We start from the raw sequence: 22,520 nt of genomic DNA on the forward strand, positions 1-22,520 counted from the left end.
CCCGCCCTCACAAGGCCAGAAGGTCGCGGAGCGCGGCCAGCAGCCGTTCCGGCGCCACCGGCTTCATCACGATCTGCCGCCCCTCCTGCGCCGTCAGCCCGGCCGCCGTCTCGCGAGAGGCATAGCCGGTCAGGAACAGGATCGGCAGAAGCTGGTTTCGGGACTCCAGCGCGCGGGCCAGTTCCAGCCCGTTCATCCGCGGCATCGACACGTCGCTGACCACCGCGTCGAACAGGCCGCCGGCCTCGTCATAGCGTGTCAGCGCCTCCTGGCCGTCCGACGCCTCCACCACCGTACAGCCGGCCTCCTCCAGCACGAGGCGCAGGTAACGGCGGACCGAGTCCTCGTCATCGACCAGCAGGATGACCGCCCCTTCCCCCTCGGCGACGTGCAGGGGATCGAGCCCGGCCGGCTCGGCGGGCGTATCGACGGCAGGCAGGTAGAGGGCGAAGCCGGCGCCGTGCCCGGCGTCCCCTGCGGCGTCCTCCAGTTCGACGGCACCGCCGGACTGCTGCGCCGTGCCGTAGACCATCCACAGGCCGAGCCCGGTGCCCTTCCCCGGCTCCTTGGTGGTGAAGAAGGGCTCCCAGATACGGTCGCGGATCTCGGCCGGGATGCCCGTGCCCTGGTCGGTCACGCGGATCACCACGTAACGGCCGGGCCTCAGACCGCGATGGCGGGCGAAGAAGGCATCGTCCGGAACCTCGGTCGTCAGGGCGATGGTCAGCGTGCCGCCATTGGGCATGGCGTCGCGGCCGTTCAGCGCGAGGTTCAGCAGCGCCTGATTCAGCGTGACCGGGTTGACCAGCACATGCGCGCCTTCATCCTCCGCCAGGATCGCCACGTCGATGCCGGCGCTGAGCAGCGGTTTCAGGAAGACGCGCAGGTCGCGCACCAGCGGCGCGACGGCCACCACCTCGCGCTCGTCGGTGACGCGGCGGTGTGAGAAGTCCAGAAGCTGGCCGGTCAGCGCCGCCGCCCGTTCCGATGCCTTGGCGATCTCCTGCACACAGGTCAGCACGCGGTCGGGATCGGCGGGATTGCGCTCCGCCAGCCGGGCGAAGCCGCCGATGGCGGTCAGCATGTTGTTGAACTCGTGCGCGATGCCGCCGGCCATGCGGCCCACCGCCTCCATCTTCTGGGCGCGCTGCAGTTCGCCCTCGACGCGGCGGCGGTCGGTGATGTCGTTCAGCACCAGCAGCACCGCCGGCTCGCCGGCATAGACGGCCTGGCTGGCCGCGACCTCCATCCGGCGGCGCTCGCCGTCGGGGCGCAGGGCGTCGCATTCCAGACGCTTTTCCTCGCCGTCGGCGGCCGTGGCGAGCGTCGCCGCCAGCGCGTCGCCATCCTCCAGGAAGCCGGCGAGCGGCTGGCCCTCCAGCACATCCGCCGCCATGCCGAGGATCGCCGCAGCGGCGCCATTGGCGAAGCGGATGGCGGCGCGGTCCCAGATGACGATGCCGTAGGGCGCAAGTTCCACCAATTGGCGGTAGCGCAGCTCGCTTTCGCGCAGGGCGGCGACCGTCTGTTTCAGGCGGGCGGTCTGGTCGGCCAGCTCCTGCTCCCGCGTCTTCAGCTCGGTGATGTCCATCAGGATCTTCACCACGCCGCCGGTGCCGGTGGCATGTTCGCTGATGCGGTACCAGCGCCCGTCGGACAGCCGGCCGTCGACCGGTGCGGAATGCTGCAGGTGGCGGGTCAGCCGCTGCTCGACCCAGGCACCGATGTCGTCGGCACCCTCGAAGCCGCCACGCTCGGCCGCCGCGCGCAGAATCTCGGCGAAGCTGCGGCCGGGGGTCAACATGTCGGCGATGGTCGGATAGGCGCGGCGGTACTGCTCGTTGCAGATCAGCAGCCGGCCGTCGGCACTGAACAGGACGAAGCCTTCGGACACGCTGTCGATGGCGTCATGCACCACCGCCTGCATGAAGCGCGCCTCCACCAGCGCCAGCGTCTCGGCGGTGGCATCGACGCCGCAGCCGCGATAGCCGCGGAAGCGCCCGTCGGCGCCGCGCACCGGCACGGCGCTGAGCCGCAACACGAGGTCACGGCCGTCCACACCTTCGAAGCTGACCTCCAGATCGCGGAAGGGCCGGCCGGACTCGATGTCGGCGCGGTATTCGGCCCAGGTCGCCTCGTCGGCGACCAATGGCCCCAGATCGAACAGCGAATCGCCGAACACGGTTCGCGGATCGCAGCCGAGCAGATCGGTCAGCCCGCCCGAGAGCGACAGATAGCGGTGGTCCGACCCGGTTTCCCAGAACCAGCCGGGGGAGACGGCGGCGAAGTCGCGCGAGCGGGCGCGCAGTCCCTCCAGTTCGTCCCGCGCCCGGACCAGGGCGGCGTCGGAACGGGCCAGTGCCGCGGCGGCCGAGCCGGCGCGAACCGCGCTCCACAATGCCAGCCCGCCGGCAGCGGCCAGCGCGGCCGCGGTCGGCAGATCGATCCGGCCGGATGCGGACAGGGCCAGAAGCGTGCCGACACCGGTCAGTGCGGCCAGGGCACCGGGAAACGAGGCGGACAGACGGGAAGGCCCGGACACCGGTTCAGCGGCACCCGCAGTGCGGAGCGGTCGATCGGTGTCTGCAACGTCCACAACGCCTCCGTCGGTCCGGAAGATGCTCCGGCCGCGATGCCGCCGGATTATCCCGTCTTAGAAGGTCAGGCGTTAACAGCAGGTTTAGCACCCCAGCTTTGGCACGGATGCGACAGGCCGGAGCAGATCCGGCGACCGCGGGAGATCCGGGATGCGACGGCGCCCGTATCAACGGGTTGACGTTGATAAGCCGGTGAGTTTTCCAAGGAAGGACCCCGCCCCATGGCCCCAGCCACGCCCCCCGCCACCCCCAAGGCCGACGTGATCACCTGGAGCAACCTACCGGCCCAGACGACCGACGGGGTGGAACGGCGCAGCTTCCCCGGCACCGGCGCGTCGCTGAAGCACATCGTCATCAAGGCCGGGACCGCCGCCCCGCGCCATTCCCACGCGCACGAACAGTTCGTCATCGTCGTGGAGGGCCGCGCCCTGCTGACCTGCGAAGCCGGACCGGTGGATTTGCGTCCGGGAATGGTCATCCGCTTCGACCCCGAAGCCTGGCACAGCGCCGACTTTATCGAGGACACGGTGCTGATCGAAGTGAACCTGAACCCGGCGGGGTGAAGCCGCCGGGGGCAAGGGAGGCGACCGCTCAGACGTCGATGTCGATATCGATCTCGCCGTCATCCTCCGGGGCGCGGCCGAGCAGCAGGTCGGCGGCGTCAAGGGTCAGCGCCTCCACCTCCTCGTTGCGCTCCTCGTCGGGCAGGCGCAGCGCGTGCATCACCTGGGTCGCAAGGTGGATCAGCATGGCGCGGACGCAATCGTCCTCCGGATATTCCAGCGCCACCACGTCCTTCAGGAAGGCACCCAGCTGGTCCGGGGTGTTCCACGGGTGGGTGATGACGGTTTCGAAGCCGCTGGTGCCGAGGAAGACGGAGTTGAGCGCGATGGCCTGACGGTTGATGCCGTCCACCGCCTCGTCCTGATCCAGCTTGCCCTGCAGGACCTGGTTGAAGGCGTCCAGGCTGAGGTCGATGAACTGGCGGACCAGCAGCCGCACCACGGATTCGTCGGACAGATCGTTGCGCGCCTGCGGCTGGGTCAGCACCGGCAGCGGTTGCAGCAGCGCCGCGATGATCGGCTTTGCGGATTGGGATTCCATCGCGGGCAACTCCTGTCGGGATCGGCCCCGGCGTCTGCGGGGCAAAATGGTCACGGCCCCCGATACTGCCAGAGCTTGAACCAAAACGCAAAAAAGGCCGCCCCCTTGCGGAAGCGGCCCTTTCGGCAAGCCTGACGCGGGGTCAGGCGCGCGGGATCAGCCCACCAGCTCGATGCCGGCGAAGAAGAAGGCGATCTCCTGGGCGGCGGTCTCCGGGGCGTCCGAACCGTGGACCGAGTTGGCCTCGATCGACTCGGCGAACTCCTTGCGGATGGTGCCCTCGGCGGCGTTGGCCGGGTTGGTGGCGCCCATGATCTCGCGATTGCGGGCGATGGCGTTCTCGCCTTCCAGAACCTGCAGGACCACCGGGCCGGAGATCATGAAGGAGACCAGATCGCCGAAGAACGGACGCTCGCGGTGCACGCCGTAGAACTGCTCGGCCTGGGCCTTGGAGAGCTGGACGCGCTTCTGGGCGATGATGCGCAGGCCGCCGTCTTCGAACTTGGCGTTGATCTTGCCGGTCAGGTTGCGGCGGGTGGCATCGGGCTTGATGATCGAAAGGGTCCGTTCGACGGCCATGGTGGTGACTCCTGCGGGAATGGGGCTTTTCGCCGTTTGAAAAACACGCAGGCGCCGCCGGAAGACCGGGGCGCCGGATGGGCCGCTTTATAGAGGCGCTTTCGCGGCGCGGCAAGGCGTTCGTTGGGGGCCGGACATCGCCTGCTTCCCGAAAAAAGACGGCCGCGGCGGCATCCCGTCGCGGCCGAAGTCGAGGAGGCAATGCAGAAACGCGGTGTCAGGTCAGGATTTGACCGCGCCCAGCTTGGCCTGCGCGGCGGCCAGGCCGTCCTTGCCATCCAGCGTGGTGACGCCGGACAGCCAGGTCTTCAGGATGGCGGGGTTCTTTTTCAGCCACTCGGCGGCCACCGCTTCCGGCTTGCGGCCGCCGTTCATGATGCCGTCCATCACCGAATTCTCCATGTCCACGGTGAAGGCCAGATTGGACAGGAACTTGCCGACGTTCGGGCATTCGGTGGCATAGCCTTTGCGCACGTTGGTGCTGACGGTGGCGCCGCCGTAATTCGGGCCGAACCAGTCGTCGCCGTCCGCCAGATAGGTGATGTCCATCGTCTTGTTCATCGGATGCGGCGCCCAGCCCAGGAAGACGATCCATTTCTTGGACCGGGTCGCGCGCTTCACCTCGGCCAGCATGCCGGCCTCGCTGGATTCGACCAGCTTGAAGTCCTTCAGGCCGAACGCCCCTTCCTTCAGCATCTTCTCGATGACGAGGTTGCCGTCGTTGCCGGCCTCGATGCCGTAGATTTTGCCGTCCAGCTTGTCCTTGTACTTCGCCAGATCCTTGAAGCTCTTCAACCCGGCCTCGGCGGCATAGGTCGGGACGGCCAGCGTGTATTTGGCGCCCTCCAGGTTGACGCGCGTCACCTCGACCGAGCCGTCCTCCAGCACCGGCTTGATGAAGCTTTCCATGGTCGGCATCCAGTTGCCGAGGAACACGTCCAGCGACTTGGTCTTCAGCCCCAGATAGACGACCGGCACGGAGGAGATGCTGGTGGTCGGCTTGTAGCCCAGCGCCTCCAGCGTGACCGACGCCAGCGCGGTCGTCGCCGCGATGTCGGTCCAGCCGACGTCGCCGAAACGCACCGACTGGCAGGAGGCCGGATCGGCGGCGAGCGCCGGCCCCGCCGGCATGGCGGCGGTCCCTGCCGCCAGCATCAGGCCGACGGCGAGACTGGAAATCCTACCTAATGTCTTGCCCATATCCCTGTTCTCCTTGCTTGTGGTTGTCGTTGTCGGCGTACGGGTCTTACGCCCGCAGTCGTTGGTCCCTCTGGCCCTCCCTCTCCATGGCGGCGACCTCGGCGACGTAATAGGGGACGTCGGCGCGCGGCAGCGGCGGACGGCCGCGCACCGCGTCGGCCAGCTTCTCCGCCATCATGATGGTGGGCGCGTTCAGGTTGCCGGTGACGATGCGCGGCATGATCGAGGCGTCGATGACGCGCAGGCCCTCCAGCCCATGCACCCGGCCCTGTCCGTCGACCACCGCGCCGTCGTCGGCCCCCATCCGGCAGGTGCCGCAGGGGTGATAGGCGGTCTCGGCGTGATGGCGGACGAAGGCGTCGAGGTCGGCGTCGGTGACGCAATCGGCACCGGGGCTGATCTCCTCCCCGCGGTAGGGAGCCAGGGCGCGCTGGCGCATGATGTCGCGGGTGATGCGGATGCCGGCGCGGAACTCCTGCCAGTCCTGCGGATCGGCCATGTAGTTGAACAGGATGCTGGGCGCCTGCCCCGGATCGCGCGACCGGGCATGGACCCGCCCCTTGCTGGGCGATCTCATGGAGCCGACATGGGCCTGGAAGCCGTGCGCCTCCACCGCGTTGGTGCCGTTGTAGCTGATGGCGACGGGAAGGAAGTGATACTGGATGTTGGGCCAGGGCACGTCGTCGCCGGTGCGGATGAAGCCGCCGGCCTCGAACTGGTTGCTGGCGCCGATGCCGGTGCCCATGAACAGCCACTCGGCGCCGATGGCCGGCTGGTTCCACCATTTCAGCGCGGGATAGAGCGACACCGGCTGGCGGCACTCATACTGGATGTACATCTCCAGATGGTCCTGGAGATCGCCGCCGACGCCCGGCAGGTCGAGCACCGTCTGCACACCCAACTCGCGCAGCAGCGGCGACGGCCCTACCCCCGACCGCTGCAGGATCGCCGGGGAGGCGATGGCGCCGGCGCACAGCAGCACCTCCCGCCGCGCCCGCACCGTCACCGGCGTGCCGTTGCGCAGATAGGCGACGCCGACGGCGCGGCGTCCGTCGAACAGGATGCGGTCGGTCAGCGCATGGGTGACGATGGTCAGCCCCGGCCTCTCCCGCGCCAGATCCAGATAGCCGCGGGCGGTGCTGCAGCGACGCCCCCGCGCGGTCACGGTTCGGTCCATCGGGCCGAAGCCCTCCTGGCGGTAGCCGTTCAGGTCGTCGGTGCGGCCATAGCCGGCCTGCGCCCCCGCCTCCACCATCGCCTCGTAGAGCGGATTGACCCCCGGCTTGGCGGTGGTGACGAACAGCGGGCCGTCGCCGCCGTGATAGGCGTTGGGACCGGCGTCGCGCGTCTCCGCCTTGCGGAAATAGGGCAGGCAGTCGAGATAGCTCCAGTCCTCAAGCCCCGGCAGTTCGGCCCAGCCGTCATAATCCAGCGCGTTGCCGCGGATGTAGCACATGCCGTTGATCAGCGACGAGCCGCCCAGCCCCTTGCCGCGCCCGCACTCCATCCGGCGGTTGTCCATGTGCGGTTCGGGCTCGGTCTCGTAGGCCCAGTTGTAGCGGCGTCCCTGCAGCGGAAAGGCGAGCGCCGCCGGCATCTGGGTGCGGTAGTCCAGCCGGTGGTCGGGTCCGCCCGCCTCCAGCAGCAGGACGCTGACGCCGGCATCCTCGGTCAGGCGGCAGGCGAGCACGTTGCCCGCCGACCCGGCGCCGACGATGATGTAGTCATACTCGCGCACCGCGGGGGAGACGGCGGCAATGGCTGCGCCCTTCCCCGGCGCAGCGGCCCCGGAGGTCGGTGAATTCGACATCGAACACCCCTTCTCTGAAACGCGGGCTCAGAACACCGACGAATAGGCGCCGAGTTCGACCTGAACCGATTTGACGCGGGTGTAATGGTCGAGCGTCTCGACGCCGTTCTCGCGGCCGATGCCCGACTGCTTGTAGCCGCCGACCGGCATCTCCGGCGGCGATTCACCCCAGCCGTTGATCCAGCAGATGCCGGCCTCCAGCCGGTGGATCACCCGGTGGGCGCGGGCCAGATCGCCGGTGACCAGCCCGGCGGCAAGGCCATAGCTGGTGGCGTTGGCGCGGCCGATGACCTCCTCTTCGTCATCGAAGGTCAGGAGCGACAGGACCGGGCCGAAAATCTCCTCGCGCACGATGGTCATGCCGTCGTGGCAGTCGGTGAAGACGGTCGGCGCGACATAGGCGCCGCGGGCGAAGGCTGCGCCTTCCGGCACGCCGCCGCCGGCCAGCAGCCTTGCGCCGTCGGCCTTGCCGGCCTCGATGTAGCGCAGCACCTTCTCGCGGTGGGCAAAGCTGGCGAGCGGGCCGAAGTTGGTGTCGGGGTCCAGCGGATCGCCCATGCGGATGCGGCGCACGCGGGCCAGCAACCGCTCCTCGAAGGCAGCCGCGATGCCGCGGTGGACGAACACGCGGGTGCCGTTGGTGCAGACCTGACCGGAACTGTAGAAGTTCGCCATCATGGCGATGTCGGCGGCGCGGTCGAGGTCGGCGTCGGCGAAGACGATCAGCGGCGACTTCCCGCCCAGCTCCATCGTCACCTCCTTCAGGGTCGATCCGCCGGCGGTGGCCATCACCCGCTTGCCGGTCTCCACCCCACCGGTGAAGGACAGCTTCTCGATGCCGGGATGGGCGGCCAGCATGGCGCCGACCCTGCCGTCGCCCTGGACGACGTTGAACACGCCGTCGGGCAAGCCGGCCTCGCTGTAGATCGCCGCCAGATGCAGGGCGGTCAGCGGCGTCACCTCGCTCGGCTTGAAGATCATGGCGTTGCCGGCGGCCAGCGCCGGAGCCGATTTCCACAGCGCGATCTGGATCGGGTAGTTCCAGGCGCCGATCCCGGCCACCACCCCCAGCGGCTCGCGCCGGGTATAGACGAAGGAGCTTGGACGCAGCGGGATCTGGCGGCCTTCCAGCGCGGGGGCGAGACCGGCGTAATATTCCAGCACGTCGGCGCCGGTGGCGATGTCGACCGCCCGCGTCTCGCTCAGCGGCTTGCCGGTGTCCAGCGTTTCGATTTCCGCCAGCGCGTCGTTGCGCTCGCGCAGCAGGTCGACGGCCCGGCGCAGCACCCGTGCCCGCTCCATCGCCGTCATCGCCGCCCACACCGCCTGCCCGGCCCGTGCGCTGTCGACTGCGCGGTCAAGGTCCGCAGACGTCGCCTGCGCGACCTCGGCCAGAGTTTCCCCGGTCGCCGGATTGACGGTGGCGAAGCGCTCCTCACCCTCGCCCGTGAAGGGGCGACCGTGGATGTAATGGGCCTGCCGTCCGAAACGCGTCATCTCCTGTCTCCCATCCTCCCGGGCTCAGGTCCCAGGGTCCAAGGGTGCATTGGTTCGCAGCACCATCATTCGCGGCACCCATATTCCAGGAGCACAGCCTGGTTTTTTTTGATTGGACGTTCAATTAAAAAACGGGGGTTGACGCCTCCGTTCTCCATTTTGGTCGTGTTCAAACAAATTCGCCGGCCGCCCCCCGGCCGGTGCCCCGGCAACCGGGCCGTCCCGCGCGGGACAAAGCCGTGCCATTCGCCGACCCCCGCTTCAAATCGGCGGCCCCTCGTGCTACATCCTCGCGCGCTATGCTGCACATCAATGACCTGACCTTCCGCTTCGGCGGCCGAGTGTTGTTCGACCACGCGACGGCGGTGGTGCCCAAAGGGCATCGCGTGGCGCTGGTCGGGCGCAACGGCACCGGGAAATCGACCCTGCTGAAGCTGATCTCGGGCCAGCTGCAGACGGACGCCGGCGCCGTCACCCTGCCGGCCGGCATGCGGATGGGCATGGTGGCGCAGGAGGCCCCCAGCGGCCCGACCACGCTGATCGACGCGGTGCTGGCCGCCGACACCGAACGCACCGCCCTGCTGGCCGAGGCGGAGACGGCGACCGACCCGATGCGCATCGGCGAAATCCACGCCCGGCTCGCCGACATCGAGGCGCACTCCGCCCCGTCGCGCGCCGCGCAGGTGCTGTCCGGCCTGGGCTTCGACGCCGAGGCGCAACAGCGGCCCTGCTCCGACTTCTCCGGCGGCTGGCGGATGCGCGTGGCGCTGGCCGGCGTGTTGTTCTCCCGCCCCGATCTGCTGCTGCTGGACGAGCCGACCAACCACCTCGACCTCGAAGCGACCATCTGGCTCGAGGGCTATCTGAAGAACTACCCGCACACCATCCTGCTGGTCAGCCACGACCGCGAGCTGCTGAACGCGGTGCCGACCACGACGATCCACATCGACCAGGGCAAGCTCGTCACCTACAGCGGCAATTACGACCAGTTCCTGGCGCAGCGCCGCGCCAACCAGGAGCGCATCGCCTCCATGGCCGCCAAGCAGGAGGCGCGGCGCAAGCACATGATGTCCTATGTCGACCGCTTCCGCTTCAAGGCCAGCAAGGCCCGTCAGGCGCAGAGCCGCCTGAAGCTGCTGGAGAAGATGGAGTCGATTACGCTGATGGAGGACGATCCCGAGGTCGTCTTCAACTTCCCAGCCCCCGACGAGCTGGCGCCGCCGCTGATCGCGCTGGAGGGGGTGAGCATCGGCTATGGCGACAAGGTGATCCTGCGGCGGGTCAACCTGCGCATCGACATGGAGGACCGCATCGGCCTCCTGGGCGCCAACGGCAACGGCAAATCGACGCTGGTCAAGCTGCTGGCCAACCGGCTGCAGCCGATGGCCGGCGAGATGCGGCGCTCGTCCAAGCTGCGCATCGGCTATTTCGCCCAGCATCAGGCCGAGGAACTGGACCTGTCGCTGACGCCGATCCAGCAGACACAGCGCATCATGCCGCTGGCGCTGGAGGAGAAGGTACGCGCCCATCTCGGCCGCTTCGGCTTCCCCCAGGCGAAGGCGGAGACCAAGATTTCCAACCTGTCGGGCGGCGAGAAGGCCCGCCTGCTGCTGGCGCTGATGAGCCGGGAAGTCCCGCACATCCTGATGCTGGACGAACCGACCAACCATCTGGACATCGATAGCCGCGAAGCGCTGATCGAGGCGATCAACGACTTCCCCGGCGCCGTCATCATCATCAGCCACGACCCCCACCTGATCGAGATGACGGTGGACCGGCTGCTGCTGGTCGCCGACGGCACGGTGCAGGCCTATGACGGCGACCTCGATGATTACCGCCGCTATCTGCTCGACCGCGCCAGGGCGGAACGGGCGGTGGCGAAGGGCGGTGCGGAGCGTGACGCCGGGCCGAACAAGAAGGACCAGCGCCGCGCCGCCGCCGAAGCGCGCACGGCGCTCGCCCCGCTGAAGCGCAAGGCCACCGACGCCGAGGCGCTGGTGACCAAGCTGAGCGAGGAGAAGCGCAAGATCGAGGCGAAGATGTCCGACCCCGCGCTCTACAGCGGCCCGTCGGACAAGCTGACCAAGCTGCAGATCGAACTGGGCACGGTGGAGAAGAAACTGGCGACTGCCGAGGAAACCTGGCTGGAGGCGCTCGAACTCTACGAGAGCGCCGCGGCGGAGGCCGGCGTTTGAACGCCGATCACCACATCGATCACCCGCTCGCCGATGATGCCGGCCAACCGCAGCGCGACGGCGCCATCGCCCTGCCCGCGCTGTGCGACGGGGTGGAGGAGGAACGCACGTCGGACGTGCTGGCCCGTTTCCGCGCCAACCTGCCGGCAGGGCGGGTCACGCTGGGTGATCTGATCCGGGCGCTGGGCGACCGCTCGCTCGGCACCATCCTGCTGGCGCTGTCGCTGCCGACCATCGCGCCGGTGCCACTGGGCGTGTCCTGCCTGTTCGACCTGCCGATCGTGCTCTACACCGCCCAGCTCGCCTTCGGCCGGCGCGGGGCGCGGCTGCCGGACTGGCTGCTGCGGCGGTCCATCGGCACCGGGCTGGCGGCGCGCACGCTGGACGCCGCCATGCCGCGCCTGACCGGGATCGAGCGGATGCTGAAGCCGCGGCTGCACCGGCTCGCCCGCATCGATCAGGAGCGCTGGTTCGGGCTTCTGCTGTTCATCCTGACACTGACCTGCATCGTGCCGCTGCCGCTGACCGGCTGGCTGCCGGGCTTCGCGCTGGTGCTGATCTCGCTGGGGCTGATCGAGCGCGACGGCGGCGCCATCGGCATCGGGCTGGGGCTGACCGTGGCGGCGCTGGTGTTCCTGACGCTGGTGGCGAGCGGGCTGTCATACGCAGGTCACCATCTTATGGCAGCAACTCCGCTGTAGGGTGAGCCGCGGATGGGCCGCCCCGATCCAGGGAGGTCCACCGATGAACCAGACCGCGCCCGCATCGCTTTCCGAATCCTGGCTGTTCTTCCGCCGTTGGCTGGCCGATCCCTGGGCGATGGGGTCGGTCGCCCCCTCCTCGCAGGCACTGCGGCGCCGGATCACCCGCGAAATCCGCTGCGAACCGGACGAGGCGGTGGTGGAGTTCGGCGGCGGCACCGGCCCGATCACCGCCGCGATCCTGGAGTCCGGCATCCCCGCCGACCGGCTCTACAGCTTCGAAATCGACCGCGACCTCGCCCGCCATCTGCGCGCCCGCTGCCCCGCCGTCACCGTCATCGCCGACGACTGCCGCAACGCGCCGGAGCTGCTGGGGGAGGCGTTGTGCGGCAAGGTCGGCACGGTGGTGATCGGCATCCCGATGATCACCTTCCCGCTGGAGTTCCAGCGCGAAGTGCTGGACGCCACCTTCCGCATCCTGCGGCCGGGCGGACGCTTCCTGCTCTACAGCTTCATGCCGCACTCGCCGCTGAACCGCAGGGCCCTGGGGCTGAAGGGGGAACGGCTGGGCTTCACGCTGCGGAACCTGCCGCCGGCTTCGGTGTGGGGGTACTGGCGCGACAGAGCGTGATAGAGTGCCCAGGCATTCCAACCCCTGCGAGTAGTCCAATGAGATTCGGCTACACCATTCTCTACGTTCCCAACGTCGCCGCATCGCTGGCCTTCTTCGAGAAGGCTTTCGGCCTGAACCGCCGCTTCCTCGCCGAAACGGGCGACTATGGCGAGTTGGACACCGGCACCACCACCCTGTCCTTCGCCAGCCAGGAACTGGCACTGTCGCATCATTCCGCCGGCTATGTGTTCGCCAGCGGCAGCGACAAGCCATTGGGCGTCGAGATCGCCCTGGTCACCGACGATGTGGAGGCGGCGCACGCCACGGCGCTGGCCGCCGGCGCCGCCGAACTGGCGCCGCCGAAGGCCATGCCATGGGGACAGACCGTCTCCTTCATCCGCTGTCCCGACGGCACCCTCGTGGAGCTGTGCACGCCGGTCGGAGGCTGACGGCACCGGGAGCGACCACGGTTGCCCCGCCTTGGCGCCCCGCTTATGCTCCGGCCTCCCTCTCACAGCCATGGATGCCCCGGTGCTGTCCTTCATCCTGTCGAAGCTGCTGTGGGGCGTCTTCGCGCCCGGCAATGCGCTGGTGCTGGCGGTGGCGCTGGGGGTGGTGCTGATGCGGACGCGGCGCTGGCAGCGCGCCGGGCGGCGGCTGGTGACGCTGGCGGCGGCGCTGCTTCTGCTGGTCATGTATACGGGGCTGGGCGCGCTGGTCGCCCTGCCGCTGGAGAACCGCTTCCCGCGGGTGGAGCCTGAGGGGCGGATCGACGGCATCGTCATGCTGGGCGGCGCGGTCAACCCGCCGATCACCGCCGACCGCGGCGATCCCTCCGTCAATGAGGCGGCCGAGCGCATCCTGGGCTTCGCCGACCTCGTCCGCCGCCATCCCGAGGCCAAGGCTGTCTTCACCGGCGGGTCCGGCCGGCTGCTGGGCCAGGAGTACAAGGAGGACGTCACCGCCCGCGCCGCCTTGGCTCAGGCCGGCATCCCCGCCGACCGAGTGATCTATGAGGCGGACTCCCGCAACACTTGGGAAAACGCGGTCTTCAGCAAGGAGATGGTCAAGCCGGCGCCGGGGGAGCGCTGGGTGCTCGTCACGTCGGCCATGCACATGCCGCGGTCGGTCGGCATATTTCGGCGGATCGGGTGGGAGGTCATCCCCTACCCTGTCGATTACCGCACCCGGCATGACGCCAAGCCGTATCTGCGGTTCGAGTTCGGGCAGAATTTGGTGATCCTGGACGACGCCGTGCGGGAATGGATCGGGCTGACCGCCTATTGGCTGATGGGCCGCACCGAAAGCCTGTTCCCCGCCCCCTGAAGGTCCGGCCCGCGCACCGGCTGTGTCATCGTGTTTCTGCCGCGTTCGAGGCATTGGCGCGGCGATGCCAACCCGCTAGAGTGCCGCCGCCCCGGCGTTCCGGCCGGGTTTGGAGAAGCAAGGGGTTTGGCGGATGCGTCGCTGGCGCGGGGTGAGCAGGGTCGTCGTGCTGGTCGGCGTGGCAGCGCTCGCCGCCTGCGCGCAGAAGCCCGCCGTCACCGGATCGGGCCTTCCGACCAGCGGCGTCTACAAGGTGGGAAAGCCCTATCAGATCAACGGCGTCTGGTACTATCCCAAGGAAGATTACAGCTACGACGAGACCGGCATCGCCTCGTGGTACGGTCCCGGCTTCCATGAGAAGAACACCGCCAACGGTGAAATCTACGATCAGAACGAATTGACCGCCGCGCACAAGACGCTGCCGATGCCGAGCCTGGTCCGGGTCACCAATCTGGACAACGGTCGGGCCATCGTGGTGCGCATCAACGACCGTGGCCCCTACGCCAACGGCCGCATCATCGACATGTCGCGGCGCGGCGCCCAGCTGCTGGGCTTCGACGGTCCCGGCACCGCCAAGGTGCGCGTGCAGATCCTGGCGGAGGAAAGCCGCGCCATCGCAGCCGCTGCGCGCCAGGGCACGCCCGCCCCGATGCTGGCCGAACTGGACGGCCCGCCGCCGAAGGCCGCTCCGCGCGGCCGGATCGAGGTGACGGGGCCGGCCGGGCCGGTGACGACGCTGGCGGCTGCCCGCCCGGCGGTCGTCGGCGCCCCCATTCCCCCGCCCGCCACCGTCGCCGGCACCATGTCGGAAGGACGCTTCGTGCCGGCCCCCGTCGTGGCGCAATTGCCGGTGAAGGCACATGAGGCCATCTATGTGCAGGTCGGCGCCTTCGGCAGCGAGGAGAATGTGGCGAAGGCACGCGCCCGGCTGTCGGCCATCGGCCAGCATGCCAGCGTCAGCCGGACCCGGTCGGCCGGCATGACCCTGCACCGCGTCCGCGTCGGCCCTCTGGACAGCGTGGACCGGGCCGACAGCCTGCTGAACCAGATTATCCAAGCCGGCCTTACGGAGGCCAAAATCGTGGTGGATTGATCCGTCCACCCGACCTCATCCCCGGCCGCTCTTCGCGAGCGCCAGTGACCCAATGCCTGTACCGAGTGCCCTTGGAGGATTGTTGCCATGAACGCTGTTGTCGTCCGCCTGTGTGCCGTTTTCGGCCGTTCCGTCGCTGTTGCGGCCGGAATTGCGATGGCCGGGGCCACGATTGGCGCCGGCTTCACCGCGGTTTCGGTCCAGGCCGCGACCATCGACACCATCGCCAAGCAGGCGATCCTGGTCGATCTGACCTCGAACACCGTGCTGTTCGAGAAGAATGCCGACGAGCGGATGGCGCCCTCGTCGATGAGCAAGATCATGACCGCCTATCTGACCTTCGAGGCGATCAAGGCCGGCCGTCTGACGCTGGAAAGCACGCTGCCGGTCAGCGAGCGCGCCTGGCGGATGCAGGGCTCCAAGATGTTCGTGGAGCTTCACAACAACATCAAGGTTGATGACCTGATCAAGGGCATGATCGTCCAGTCCGGCAACGACGCCTGCATCGTGCTGGCCGAAGGTCTGGCCGGGTCGGAAGGGTCCTTCGCCGAGCAGGCGAACAAGAAGGCGCGCGAGTTGGGGCTGAAGAACAGCAACTTCGTCAACTCCACCGGCTGGCCCGACCCGAACCACTATATGACCGCCCGCGATCTGGCGATCCTGGCCGAGCATCTGATCAAGGAATTTCCGGAATTCTACCATTACTACTCGATCCGGGAGTTCAAGTACCACGGCATCAACCAGGGCAACCGCAACCCTCTGCTGTACCGCGGCATGGATGTGGACGGCATGAAGACCGGCCACACCGACGCCGGCGGCTATGGCCTGACCGCGTCGGGCGAGCGCGAGGGGCGGCGCCTGCTGCTGGTGGTCAACGGCCTGCCCAGCATGCAGGCGCGCGCCGACGAATCGGCCCGTCTGATCGAATGGGGCTTCCGTGAATTCGCCTCCTACACCCTCTACAAGGGCGGCGAGACGATCGAGCAGGTGCCGGTCTGGCTGGGCGAACAGGACAGCGTTCCCGTCACCGTGCCGCAGAACCTGAGCGTCACCATGGCCCGCACCGACCGCCCCGGCATGAAGGTGTCGCTGGTCAGCAGCGCGCCGGTTGCCGCCCCGATCAAGAAGGGCGACACTGTCGGCAAGCTGGTCATCTCCGCCCCCGGCTTCCCGGGCAAGGAGGTGCCGGTGGTGGCGGCGCAGGACGTGCCGAAGGCCGGCTTCGTCGGCCGCGCCTTCGCCGCCGCCAAATATCTCGTCTTCGGCAACAGCCTGTAATCGTGACGACCATGCCGACCTCCTTCGCCGCCTCCGCCAACCGTGGCCGCTTCATCACGCTGGAAGGCGGCGAAGGGGCCGGCAAGTCGACGCAGCTGCGCCGTCTGGCCGAGTCCCTGCGCACCCGGGGCATCGAGGTCGTGACGACGCGCGAACCGGGCGGATCGCCGGGGGCGGAGGAAATCCGCGCCCTGCTGGTGACCGGCGAGACCGGCCGCTGGAGTCCGGTGACGGAGGCGCTGCTGCACACCGCCGCCCGCCGCGACCATCTGGAACGGACGGTGTGGCCGGCGCTGGAGGCCGGCAAGTGGGTGCTGTGCGACCGCTTCTTCGACAGCACCATGGCCTATCAGGGCTATGGGCTGGGGCTGGGGCGCGAGCTGGTGGAGACCTTGCAGCGGGCGGCACTGGGCGAGTTCCGGCCCGACCTGACGCTGATCCTCGACATCGACGTGGAGACAGGCCTGCGCCGCGCCGCCTCGCGCCATGGCGGCGAGGACCGTTATGAGCGGATGGACATCGGCTTTCACCAGCGGCTGCGCGACGGCTTCCTCGACATCGCCCGGCGGGAGCCGGAGCGCTGCGCGGTGGTGGATGCGGATGCCGACCTGGACGGGGTGCAGGCCCGCGTCTGGGACGCCGTTGCCGGCCGGCTGGGGCTCGCGTCGTGAGCAAGGCGCGGACATCCACCCCTGCCGCAGCATCGGCCGCGGAAGAGGTGCTTGCCCCCCGGCGTAACCCGGACCTCGTCGGACATGAGGAGGCGGAGGGGTTGCTGCTGGAGGCCTGGAACTCCGGCCGGCTGCCGCATGCCTGGCTGATCGGCGGTTCGCCGGGGATCGGCAAGGCGACGCTGGCCTTCCGCTTCGCCCGCTTCGTCCTGGCCCAGGACCCGCCCGGAGACAGCCTGTTCGGCAATAGTCTCTTGGGCGGAGCGGCACCGGTAACCTCGCTGCACATCGGTCCGGACCATCCGGTGTTCCGCCGTGTGGCGTCGGGCGGGCATGCCGATCTGCTGACCATCGAACGCCAGCGCGACGAGAAGAAGGGCCGGCTGAAGCGCGACATCGCGGTGGACGACGTGCGCAAGATCGGCCCCTTCCTGCGCCGGACCTCGGCGGAAGGCGGCTGGCGCGTCGCGGTGATCGACGGTGCCGACCGCATGAACCTGAGCGGCCTGAACGCCATCCTGAAGATCCTGGAGGAGCCGCCGCCCGGCGCCCTGCTGCTGCTGGTCAGCGATAATCCCGGCGGCATGCTGCCGACCATCCGATCGCGCTGCCGCAAGCTGACGCTGAAGCCACTGGCCGAAGACACCGTCATCGATTTGCTGGGGCAGCACAGGCCGGACATCGCCGCCGACGACCGCCCGGCGCTGGCCCGCCTGTCGGAAGGCAGCGTCGGCCGCTCCATCGACCTTGCCGATGCCGGTGGACTGGCGCTCTACCGCGAGATGATCGGGCTGTTGTCCGACCTGCCGCGCATCGATATCGCCGCGGCGCATGCCTTCGGCGACAAGCTGACCCGCAAGCAGGACGACGGAATGTTCGAAACCGCGACCGAACTGCTGGTCTGGTGGCTGGCCCGCTTCGCCCGTTCGCTCGCCCGCGGGTCCTGGCCGGCGGAGGTGGTGCCGGGCGAGGCCGCCCTGATGACCCGGCTGGCCAACGCCCGCGGTCTTGAACGTTGGGTGGAGGTGTGGGAAAAGGTTCAGCGTCTTTTCGCGCGCGCGGAATCCGCAAACCTGGACCGCAAGCAGGTGGTCCTGAACGCCCTGGCGGCGCTGGAGACGGCAGCCGCCTAGGGTTATTTCAGAACCTGCCGGTTGAACCTGACTTGAAAGAAAGTGCCGCAAATGGCCGGGCCCAAGACCTTCTATCTGACGACGCCGATCTATTACGTGAACGACGTGCCGCACATCGGCCACGCCTACACGACGCTTGCCTGCGACGTCCTCGCCCGGTTCATGCGCCTCGATGGCTATGACGTGAAGTTCCTGACCGGCACCGACGAGCACGGCCAGAAGGTGGAGAAGTCGGCGGAGAAGGCCGGCATCGCGCCGCAGGAGTTCACCGACCGGGTGTCGCAGAACTTCCGCGATCTGGTATCGCTGATGAACTATTCCAACGACGACTTCATCCGCACCACCGAGCCGCGCCACGTCAAGTCGGTGCAGGCGCTGTGGACGGTGCTGAAGGATCGCGGCGAGATCTATCTGGGTTCCTACGCCGGCTGGTATTCGGTTCGCGACGAAGCCTTCTATGGCGAGGACGAGCTGACCACCAATCCTGAGGGCAAGAAGATCGCCCCCACCGGCGCCGAGTGCGAATGGGTGGAGGAGCCGTCCTACTTCTTCAAGCTCTCGGCCTGGCAGGACCGGCTGATCGAGTTCTATGAACAGAACCCGGACTTCATCGCCCCGGCCGGCAAGCGCAACGAGGTGATGTCCTTCGTCAAGTCGGGCCTGAAGGACCTGTCGGTCAGCCGCACCACCTTCAAGTGGGGCATCCCGGTGCCGGGCGACGACGCCCACATCATGTATGTCTGGCTCGACGCGCTGGCGAACTACATCACCGCCGTCGGCTATCCCGACACGACGGGCGAGTATGCCAAATACTGGCCGGCCGACCTGCACATGGTCGGCAAGGATATCCTGCGCTTCCATGCCGTCTATTGGCCGGCCTTCCTGATGGCCGCCGGCCTGCAGCCGCCCCGCCGAGTGTTCGCCCATGGCTGGTGGACGATCGAAGGCCAGAAGATGTCGAAGTCTCTCGGCAACGTCATCGCGCCGGAGACCCTGGTCAACACCTACGGCCTCGATCAGACCCGCTATTTCCTGCTGCGCGAAGTGCCGTTCGGCAATGACGGCGACTTCTCGCACAAGCAGATGGTCAACCGGATCAACGGCAACCTGGCCAACGATTACGGCAATCTGGTGCAGCGCGTCCTGTCGATGATCGGCAAGAACTGCGGCGGCGCCGTGCCGACCCCGGGCGAATTCACGGACGCCGACAACGCCCTTCTGGGTGCGGCCTACGGCATGCTCGACATCGTCCGGGCGGAGTTCAAGGCGCAAGCCTTCCACAAGGCGTTGGACGCCATCTGGGCCGTGGTCGGCGATGCCAACCGCTATGTCGACGAACAGGCGCCGTGGGCGCTGAAGAAGACCGACCCGGCGCGCATGGCGACCGTGCTGTATGTGCTGGCCGAGACGATCCGCCATCTCGCCATCCTGACCCAGCCGGTGATGCCGGACGCCTCCGCCAAGATCCTCGACCTGCTGGCGCTGGGTCCGGATGCGCGCGGCTTCGGCACGCTGGGGCCGTCGGGAGCACTCGCGGCCGGCACCCCGCTGCCGACGCCGCAGGGCGTCTTCCCGCGTTACGTCGAAGAACCGAAGGCCTGAGTTCCCCGTATGCTCGTCGACAGCCATTGCCATCTCGACTTTCCCGATTTCGCCGAAGAACTGGACGCGGTCGTCGACCGTGCCCGGCAGGCCGGCATCGGGCGGATGGTCACCATCTGCACCTACATCAGCCGGTTCGAACGCATCCTGGCGGTGGCGGAGCGCTATGACGACATCCTCTGCTCGGTGGGGGTCCATCCCCATCAGGCGGCGGAGGAGTTCGCCATCACCACCGTGGACAAGCTGGTGGAGCTGTCGCGCCATCCCAAGGTGATCGGGCTGGGCGAGACCGGGCTCGACTACTTCTATGACAAGAGCCCGCGCGACCGGCAGCAGGAGTGCTTCCGCCGGCACATCCGCGCCAGCCTGGAGACCGGCCTGCCGCTGATCATCCACACCCGCGACGCCGACGACGACACCATGCGCATCGTCAAGGAGGAAGCGGCCGGACAAAGGGTGAAGGGGCTGCTGCATTGCTTCAGCTCCGGCCGGGCGTTGGCGGAAGAGGCGGTCGAGTACGGCTTCACCCTGTCGCTGTCGGGGATCGTCACCTTCAAGAAGTCGGAAGAGCTGCGCGCCATCGTGAAGGACGTGCCGCTCGACCGCATCCTGGTGGAGACGGACGCACCCTATCTCGCGCCCATCCCCTTCCGCGGCAAGCGCAATGAACCGGCTTACGTCGCCCACACCGCGGCCTGCGTGGCGGAGGTGAAGGGCGTGTCGGCGGAGGAACTGGCCCGCATCACCACCGACAATTTCTTCCGCCTGTTCGACAAGGCCGCCCAAGACAAGGCTGCTGCATGAACGAAGCCGGCGCATCACCCGGCGCGATGCGCGTGACCGTGCTGGGCTGCGGCGGGTCGCGTGGCGTGCCGGTGATCGCCGGCATCCCCGGCGGCCAGTGGGGCCGCTGCGATCCCGCCAATCCGAAGAACCGCCGCATGCGCCCGTCGGTGCTGGTGGAGACCGGCGAGGTATCGGTGCTGGTCGACACCTCTCCCGACCTGCGGCAGCAACTGCTCGACAGCGGCTGTGCGCGGCTGGACGCCGTGCTGTGGACCCACCAGCATGCCGACCATTGCCACGGCATCGACGAACTGCGCGAGATCTGCCGGCACATGCATGCGCCGATCGACGCCTATGGCTGGGACGATCATCTGCGGGACATTGAGGTCCGCTTCCCCTACTGCTTCGATCCGCTGCCGGAGGGATATCCCTTCTACCGGCCGGTGCTGAAAACGCATCGGATCGCCGGGCCGTTCAGCGTGAAGGGGTTGGAGGTGACGCCGTTCGAGCAGGATCACGGCTATATGCGGACGGTCGGCTACCGGTTCGGGCGCTTCGCCTATTCGACCGACGTGGTGCGGTTGGACGACCGCGCGTTCGAGGCGCTGGCGGGGGTGGACACCTGGGTGGTCGATTGCGGCCGGATCGAGCCGCCCCATCCCGTACATGCCCATCTGGCGTTGACGCTGGAGTGGATCGAGCGGGTAAAGCCTCGCCGGGCCTATCTGACCCACATGGACAACAGCATGGACTACGACAGCCTGCTGCGAATCCTGCCGGAGGGGGTCGAGCCGGCGTATGATGGGCTGGTGATCGAGGTTTGAGGGTGGGAGGGGGCAATCGAAGCCGATGCCCCCTACCAAAAAACTTCTTACTTCTTCTTCTCAAGCGGCGGGGCTGCGTAGACGAAGCGGTCGAAGCTGTATTCGGCGACGCGGAACCACAGATACTCTTCCTCGCGGAACTTCTTCCACGCGTCGTAGATCTTGCGGAACTTCTCGTTCTTCGCCGCTTCGTCCTCGTACACCTCAATGGCGGCCTGATAGCAGGCCTGCATCACTTCGTTCGGGAACGGGCGCAACTGGGTGCCGGAGGCGACCAGACGCTTCAGCGCGGTCATGTTCTGGACGTCGTACTTGCCCAGCATGTCCAGCGTGGCGTCGGCGCAGGCCGCCTGGAGCGCTGCCTTGTAGGCCGGCGGCAGCGACTCGAACTTCTCCTTGCCGAACATCATGGAGACCTGCGGGCCGCCTTCCCACCAGCCGGGATAGTAGTAGTACTTGGCGACCTTGTTGAAGCCGAGCTTCTCGTCGTCATAGGGGCCGACGAACTCGGCACCGTCGATGGTGCCCTTTTCCAGCGCCGGATAGATGTCGCCGCCGCCGATCTGCTGCGGCACGACGCCCAGCTTGGCCATGATGGTGCCGGCATAGCCGCCGATGCGGAACTTCAGGCCCTTCAGGTCCTCGACGGTCTTGATTTCCTTGCGGAACCAGCCGCCCATCTGGGTGCCGGTGTTGCCTGCGCCGATGGCGACCAGATTGTGGCCGGCGAAGAACTCCGCCATCAGTTCCTTGCCGCCGCCATGGGTCATCCAGGCGTTCTGCTGGCGGGCGTTCAGGCCGAACGGCATCGCCGCGTCGAAGGCGAAGGTCGGATCCTTGCCGACGTAATAGTAGGAGACGGTGTGGCCGCACTCGATCGTGCCGTCCTTGACCGCGTCCAGAACCTGCAGAGCCGGAACGATCTCGCCAGCTGCGAAGACGCGGATCTGGAACTTGTTGTCCGTCAGCTCGGCCACGCGCTTCGCCACGAACTCCGCACCGCCATAGATGGTGTCGAGGCTCTTCGGGAAGCTGGAGGCGCAGCGCCACTTGATCTCGGGCGTGGACTGGGCGATGGCGGGGGCGGCAAGCGTGCTGGCGGCGACGCCCACACCGGCGGAGGTCAGAAATGCACGACGTTTCATGCAGAAGCTCCCTTGTCCATTCTCTGTTATGCGTTCTTATCGCCGAACCGGCGGACGCCCTGCCAAGGCATGCCGGCCCGCACCCGGGCATGCCAAGCCCCTCACGGGACCGGACGATGCCGGGTGAGCAGGGAAAGCGGGAATGAGTGGGATGCACGCTCGACCGACCCGGACGGCGCACCGCTGGGAACCATGGAACCGGTGGGCACCGGCGCATTGCGCCATCCGCCCGGTTCCATGGAGTCCCGACGTTGTTGTGCGTTTCCTCCCGTCCATCCGGGCTTGCCGCCGGCCTTCCGGCCGATCCGCCCCAGCTTTCTTTTGCTGACCGGATTATGCAGGAAGCAAATGGTCGGGATCAAGCGC

The 22,520-nt window shown here is 67.9% G+C and carries 20 protein-coding genes; 13 read left to right on the top strand and 7 right to left on the bottom strand.

Features of this window, described 5'->3' with window-relative positions; genetic code table 11:
• Window positions 1–7: 7 nt before the first annotated feature.
• The gene (locus PWS46_RS08045) at window positions 8–2,542 is read right to left on the bottom strand and encodes a response regulator (RefSeq protein WP_434613489.1); all 2,535 of its coding nucleotides are present in this window, start codon (window positions 2,540–2,542) and stop codon (window positions 8–10) included.
• Between the two features lie 276 nt (window positions 2,543–2,818).
• Here PWS46_RS08045 and PWS46_RS08050 point away from each other — a divergent pair, with 276 nt between their 5' ends.
• Window positions 2,819–3,160: a cupin domain-containing protein gene (locus PWS46_RS08050; RefSeq protein ID WP_434613492.1), complete on the top strand. Its 342-nt coding sequence runs from the start codon at window positions 2,819–2,821 to the stop codon at window positions 3,158–3,160.
• A gap of 28 nt (window positions 3,161–3,188) precedes the next feature.
• On the opposite strand, the gene PWS46_RS08055 is transcribed toward PWS46_RS08050, so the two are convergent.
• The 5 genes from PWS46_RS08055 to betB form a co-directional block, all read right to left on the bottom strand.
• Entirely contained in the window at window positions 3,189–3,701 is a 513-nt protein-coding gene (locus tag PWS46_RS08055) for a hypothetical protein (RefSeq protein WP_295828174.1), read from the bottom strand.
• A gap of 156 nt (window positions 3,702–3,857) precedes the next feature.
• Window positions 3,858–4,280: a nucleoside-diphosphate kinase gene (ndk, locus tag PWS46_RS08060; RefSeq protein ID WP_085089708.1), complete on the bottom strand. Its 423-nt coding sequence runs from the start codon at window positions 4,278–4,280 to the stop codon at window positions 3,858–3,860.
• A gap of 222 nt (window positions 4,281–4,502) precedes the next feature.
• Window positions 4,503–5,480, bottom strand: a complete 978-nt coding sequence (locus tag PWS46_RS08065; protein ID WP_434613495.1) for a choline ABC transporter substrate-binding protein — start codon at window positions 5,478–5,480, stop codon at window positions 4,503–4,505.
• A 46-nt stretch (window positions 5,481–5,526) separates the two neighbouring features.
• The gene (betA, locus tag PWS46_RS08070) at window positions 5,527–7,290 is read right to left on the bottom strand and encodes a choline dehydrogenase (RefSeq protein ID WP_434613498.1); all 1,764 of its coding nucleotides are present in this window, start codon (window positions 7,288–7,290) and stop codon (window positions 5,527–5,529) included.
• A gap of 27 nt (window positions 7,291–7,317) precedes the next feature.
• A complete protein-coding gene (gene betB / locus PWS46_RS08075) occupies window positions 7,318–8,787 on the bottom strand; it encodes a betaine-aldehyde dehydrogenase (protein ID WP_434613501.1) in 1,470 nt (489 codons plus the stop codon).
• A gap of 299 nt (window positions 8,788–9,086) precedes the next feature.
• On the opposite strand from betB, the gene PWS46_RS08080 reads away from it, so the two are divergent.
• The 12 genes from PWS46_RS08080 to PWS46_RS08135 all read left to right on the top strand — a co-directional run bounded on the left by PWS46_RS08080 (window position 9,087) and on the right by PWS46_RS08135 (window position 21,009).
• On the top strand, window positions 9,087–10,982 hold the full coding sequence (locus tag PWS46_RS08080; RefSeq protein ID WP_434613504.1) for an ABC-F family ATP-binding cassette domain-containing protein: 1,896 nt from the start codon (window positions 9,087–9,089) through the stop codon (window positions 10,980–10,982).
• Window positions 10,979–11,683 carry an exopolysaccharide biosynthesis protein gene (locus tag PWS46_RS08085; protein ID WP_434613507.1) on the top strand — a complete coding sequence of 235 codons (705 nt, stop codon included), beginning with the start codon at window positions 10,979–10,981 and terminating at the stop codon, window positions 11,681–11,683. The genes PWS46_RS08080 and PWS46_RS08085 overlap by 4 nt, the downstream gene beginning before the upstream one ends.
• A gap of 43 nt (window positions 11,684–11,726) precedes the next feature.
• Complete coding sequence (locus PWS46_RS08090) at window positions 11,727–12,314, top strand: class I SAM-dependent methyltransferase (RefSeq protein WP_434613510.1); 588 nt, start codon at window positions 11,727–11,729, stop codon at window positions 12,312–12,314.
• Window positions 12,315–12,352: 38 nt separating this feature from the next.
• On the top strand, window positions 12,353–12,745 hold the full coding sequence (locus PWS46_RS08095; RefSeq protein WP_434613513.1) for a VOC family protein: 393 nt from the start codon (window positions 12,353–12,355) through the stop codon (window positions 12,743–12,745).
• Window positions 12,746–12,827: 82 nt separating this feature from the next.
• On the top strand, window positions 12,828–13,622 hold the full coding sequence (locus PWS46_RS08100) for a YdcF family protein (protein ID WP_434613516.1): 795 nt from the start codon (window positions 12,828–12,830) through the stop codon (window positions 13,620–13,622).
• Between the two features lie 133 nt (window positions 13,623–13,755).
• Window positions 13,756–14,715 (top strand): septal ring lytic transglycosylase RlpA family protein, encoded by a 960-nt coding sequence (locus tag PWS46_RS08105; protein ID WP_434613519.1) that lies wholly within the window; start codon window positions 13,756–13,758, stop codon window positions 14,713–14,715.
• Between the two features lie 87 nt (window positions 14,716–14,802).
• Complete coding sequence (locus PWS46_RS08110) at window positions 14,803–15,993, top strand: D-alanyl-D-alanine carboxypeptidase family protein (RefSeq protein WP_434613522.1); 1,191 nt, start codon at window positions 14,803–14,805, stop codon at window positions 15,991–15,993.
• Window positions 15,994–16,004: 11 nt separating this feature from the next.
• The gene (gene tmk / locus PWS46_RS08115; RefSeq protein WP_434619949.1) at window positions 16,005–16,664 is read left to right on the top strand and encodes a dTMP kinase; all 660 of its coding nucleotides are present in this window, start codon (window positions 16,005–16,007) and stop codon (window positions 16,662–16,664) included.
• Complete coding sequence (locus PWS46_RS08120; protein WP_434613524.1) at window positions 16,661–17,797, top strand: DNA polymerase III subunit delta'; 1,137 nt, start codon at window positions 16,661–16,663, stop codon at window positions 17,795–17,797. The genes tmk and PWS46_RS08120 overlap by 4 nt, the downstream gene beginning before the upstream one ends.
• 51 nt (window positions 17,798–17,848) lie before the next feature.
• A complete protein-coding gene (gene metG, locus PWS46_RS08125) occupies window positions 17,849–19,399 on the top strand; it encodes a methionine--tRNA ligase (RefSeq protein WP_434613527.1) in 1,551 nt (516 codons plus the stop codon).
• A 9-nt stretch (window positions 19,400–19,408) separates the two neighbouring features.
• Complete coding sequence (locus tag PWS46_RS08130) at window positions 19,409–20,203, top strand: TatD family hydrolase (protein WP_434613530.1); 795 nt, start codon at window positions 19,409–19,411, stop codon at window positions 20,201–20,203.
• A complete protein-coding gene (locus PWS46_RS08135; RefSeq protein ID WP_434613532.1) occupies window positions 20,200–21,009 on the top strand; it encodes an MBL fold metallo-hydrolase in 810 nt (269 codons plus the stop codon). Before PWS46_RS08130 ends, PWS46_RS08135 begins: the two co-directional genes overlap by 4 nt.
• A 47-nt stretch (window positions 21,010–21,056) precedes the next feature.
• Here PWS46_RS08135 and PWS46_RS08140 read toward each other — a convergent pair whose 3' ends face one another.
• Window positions 21,057–22,154: a TRAP transporter substrate-binding protein gene (locus PWS46_RS08140; protein ID WP_434613535.1), complete on the bottom strand. Its 1,098-nt coding sequence runs from the start codon at window positions 22,152–22,154 to the stop codon at window positions 21,057–21,059.
• Window positions 22,155–22,520: the final 366 nt, after the last annotated feature.

The organism is Azospirillum sp. B2RO_4 (assembly GCF_051124815.1).
Lineage (GTDB): Bacteria > Pseudomonadota > Alphaproteobacteria > Azospirillales > Azospirillaceae > Azospirillum.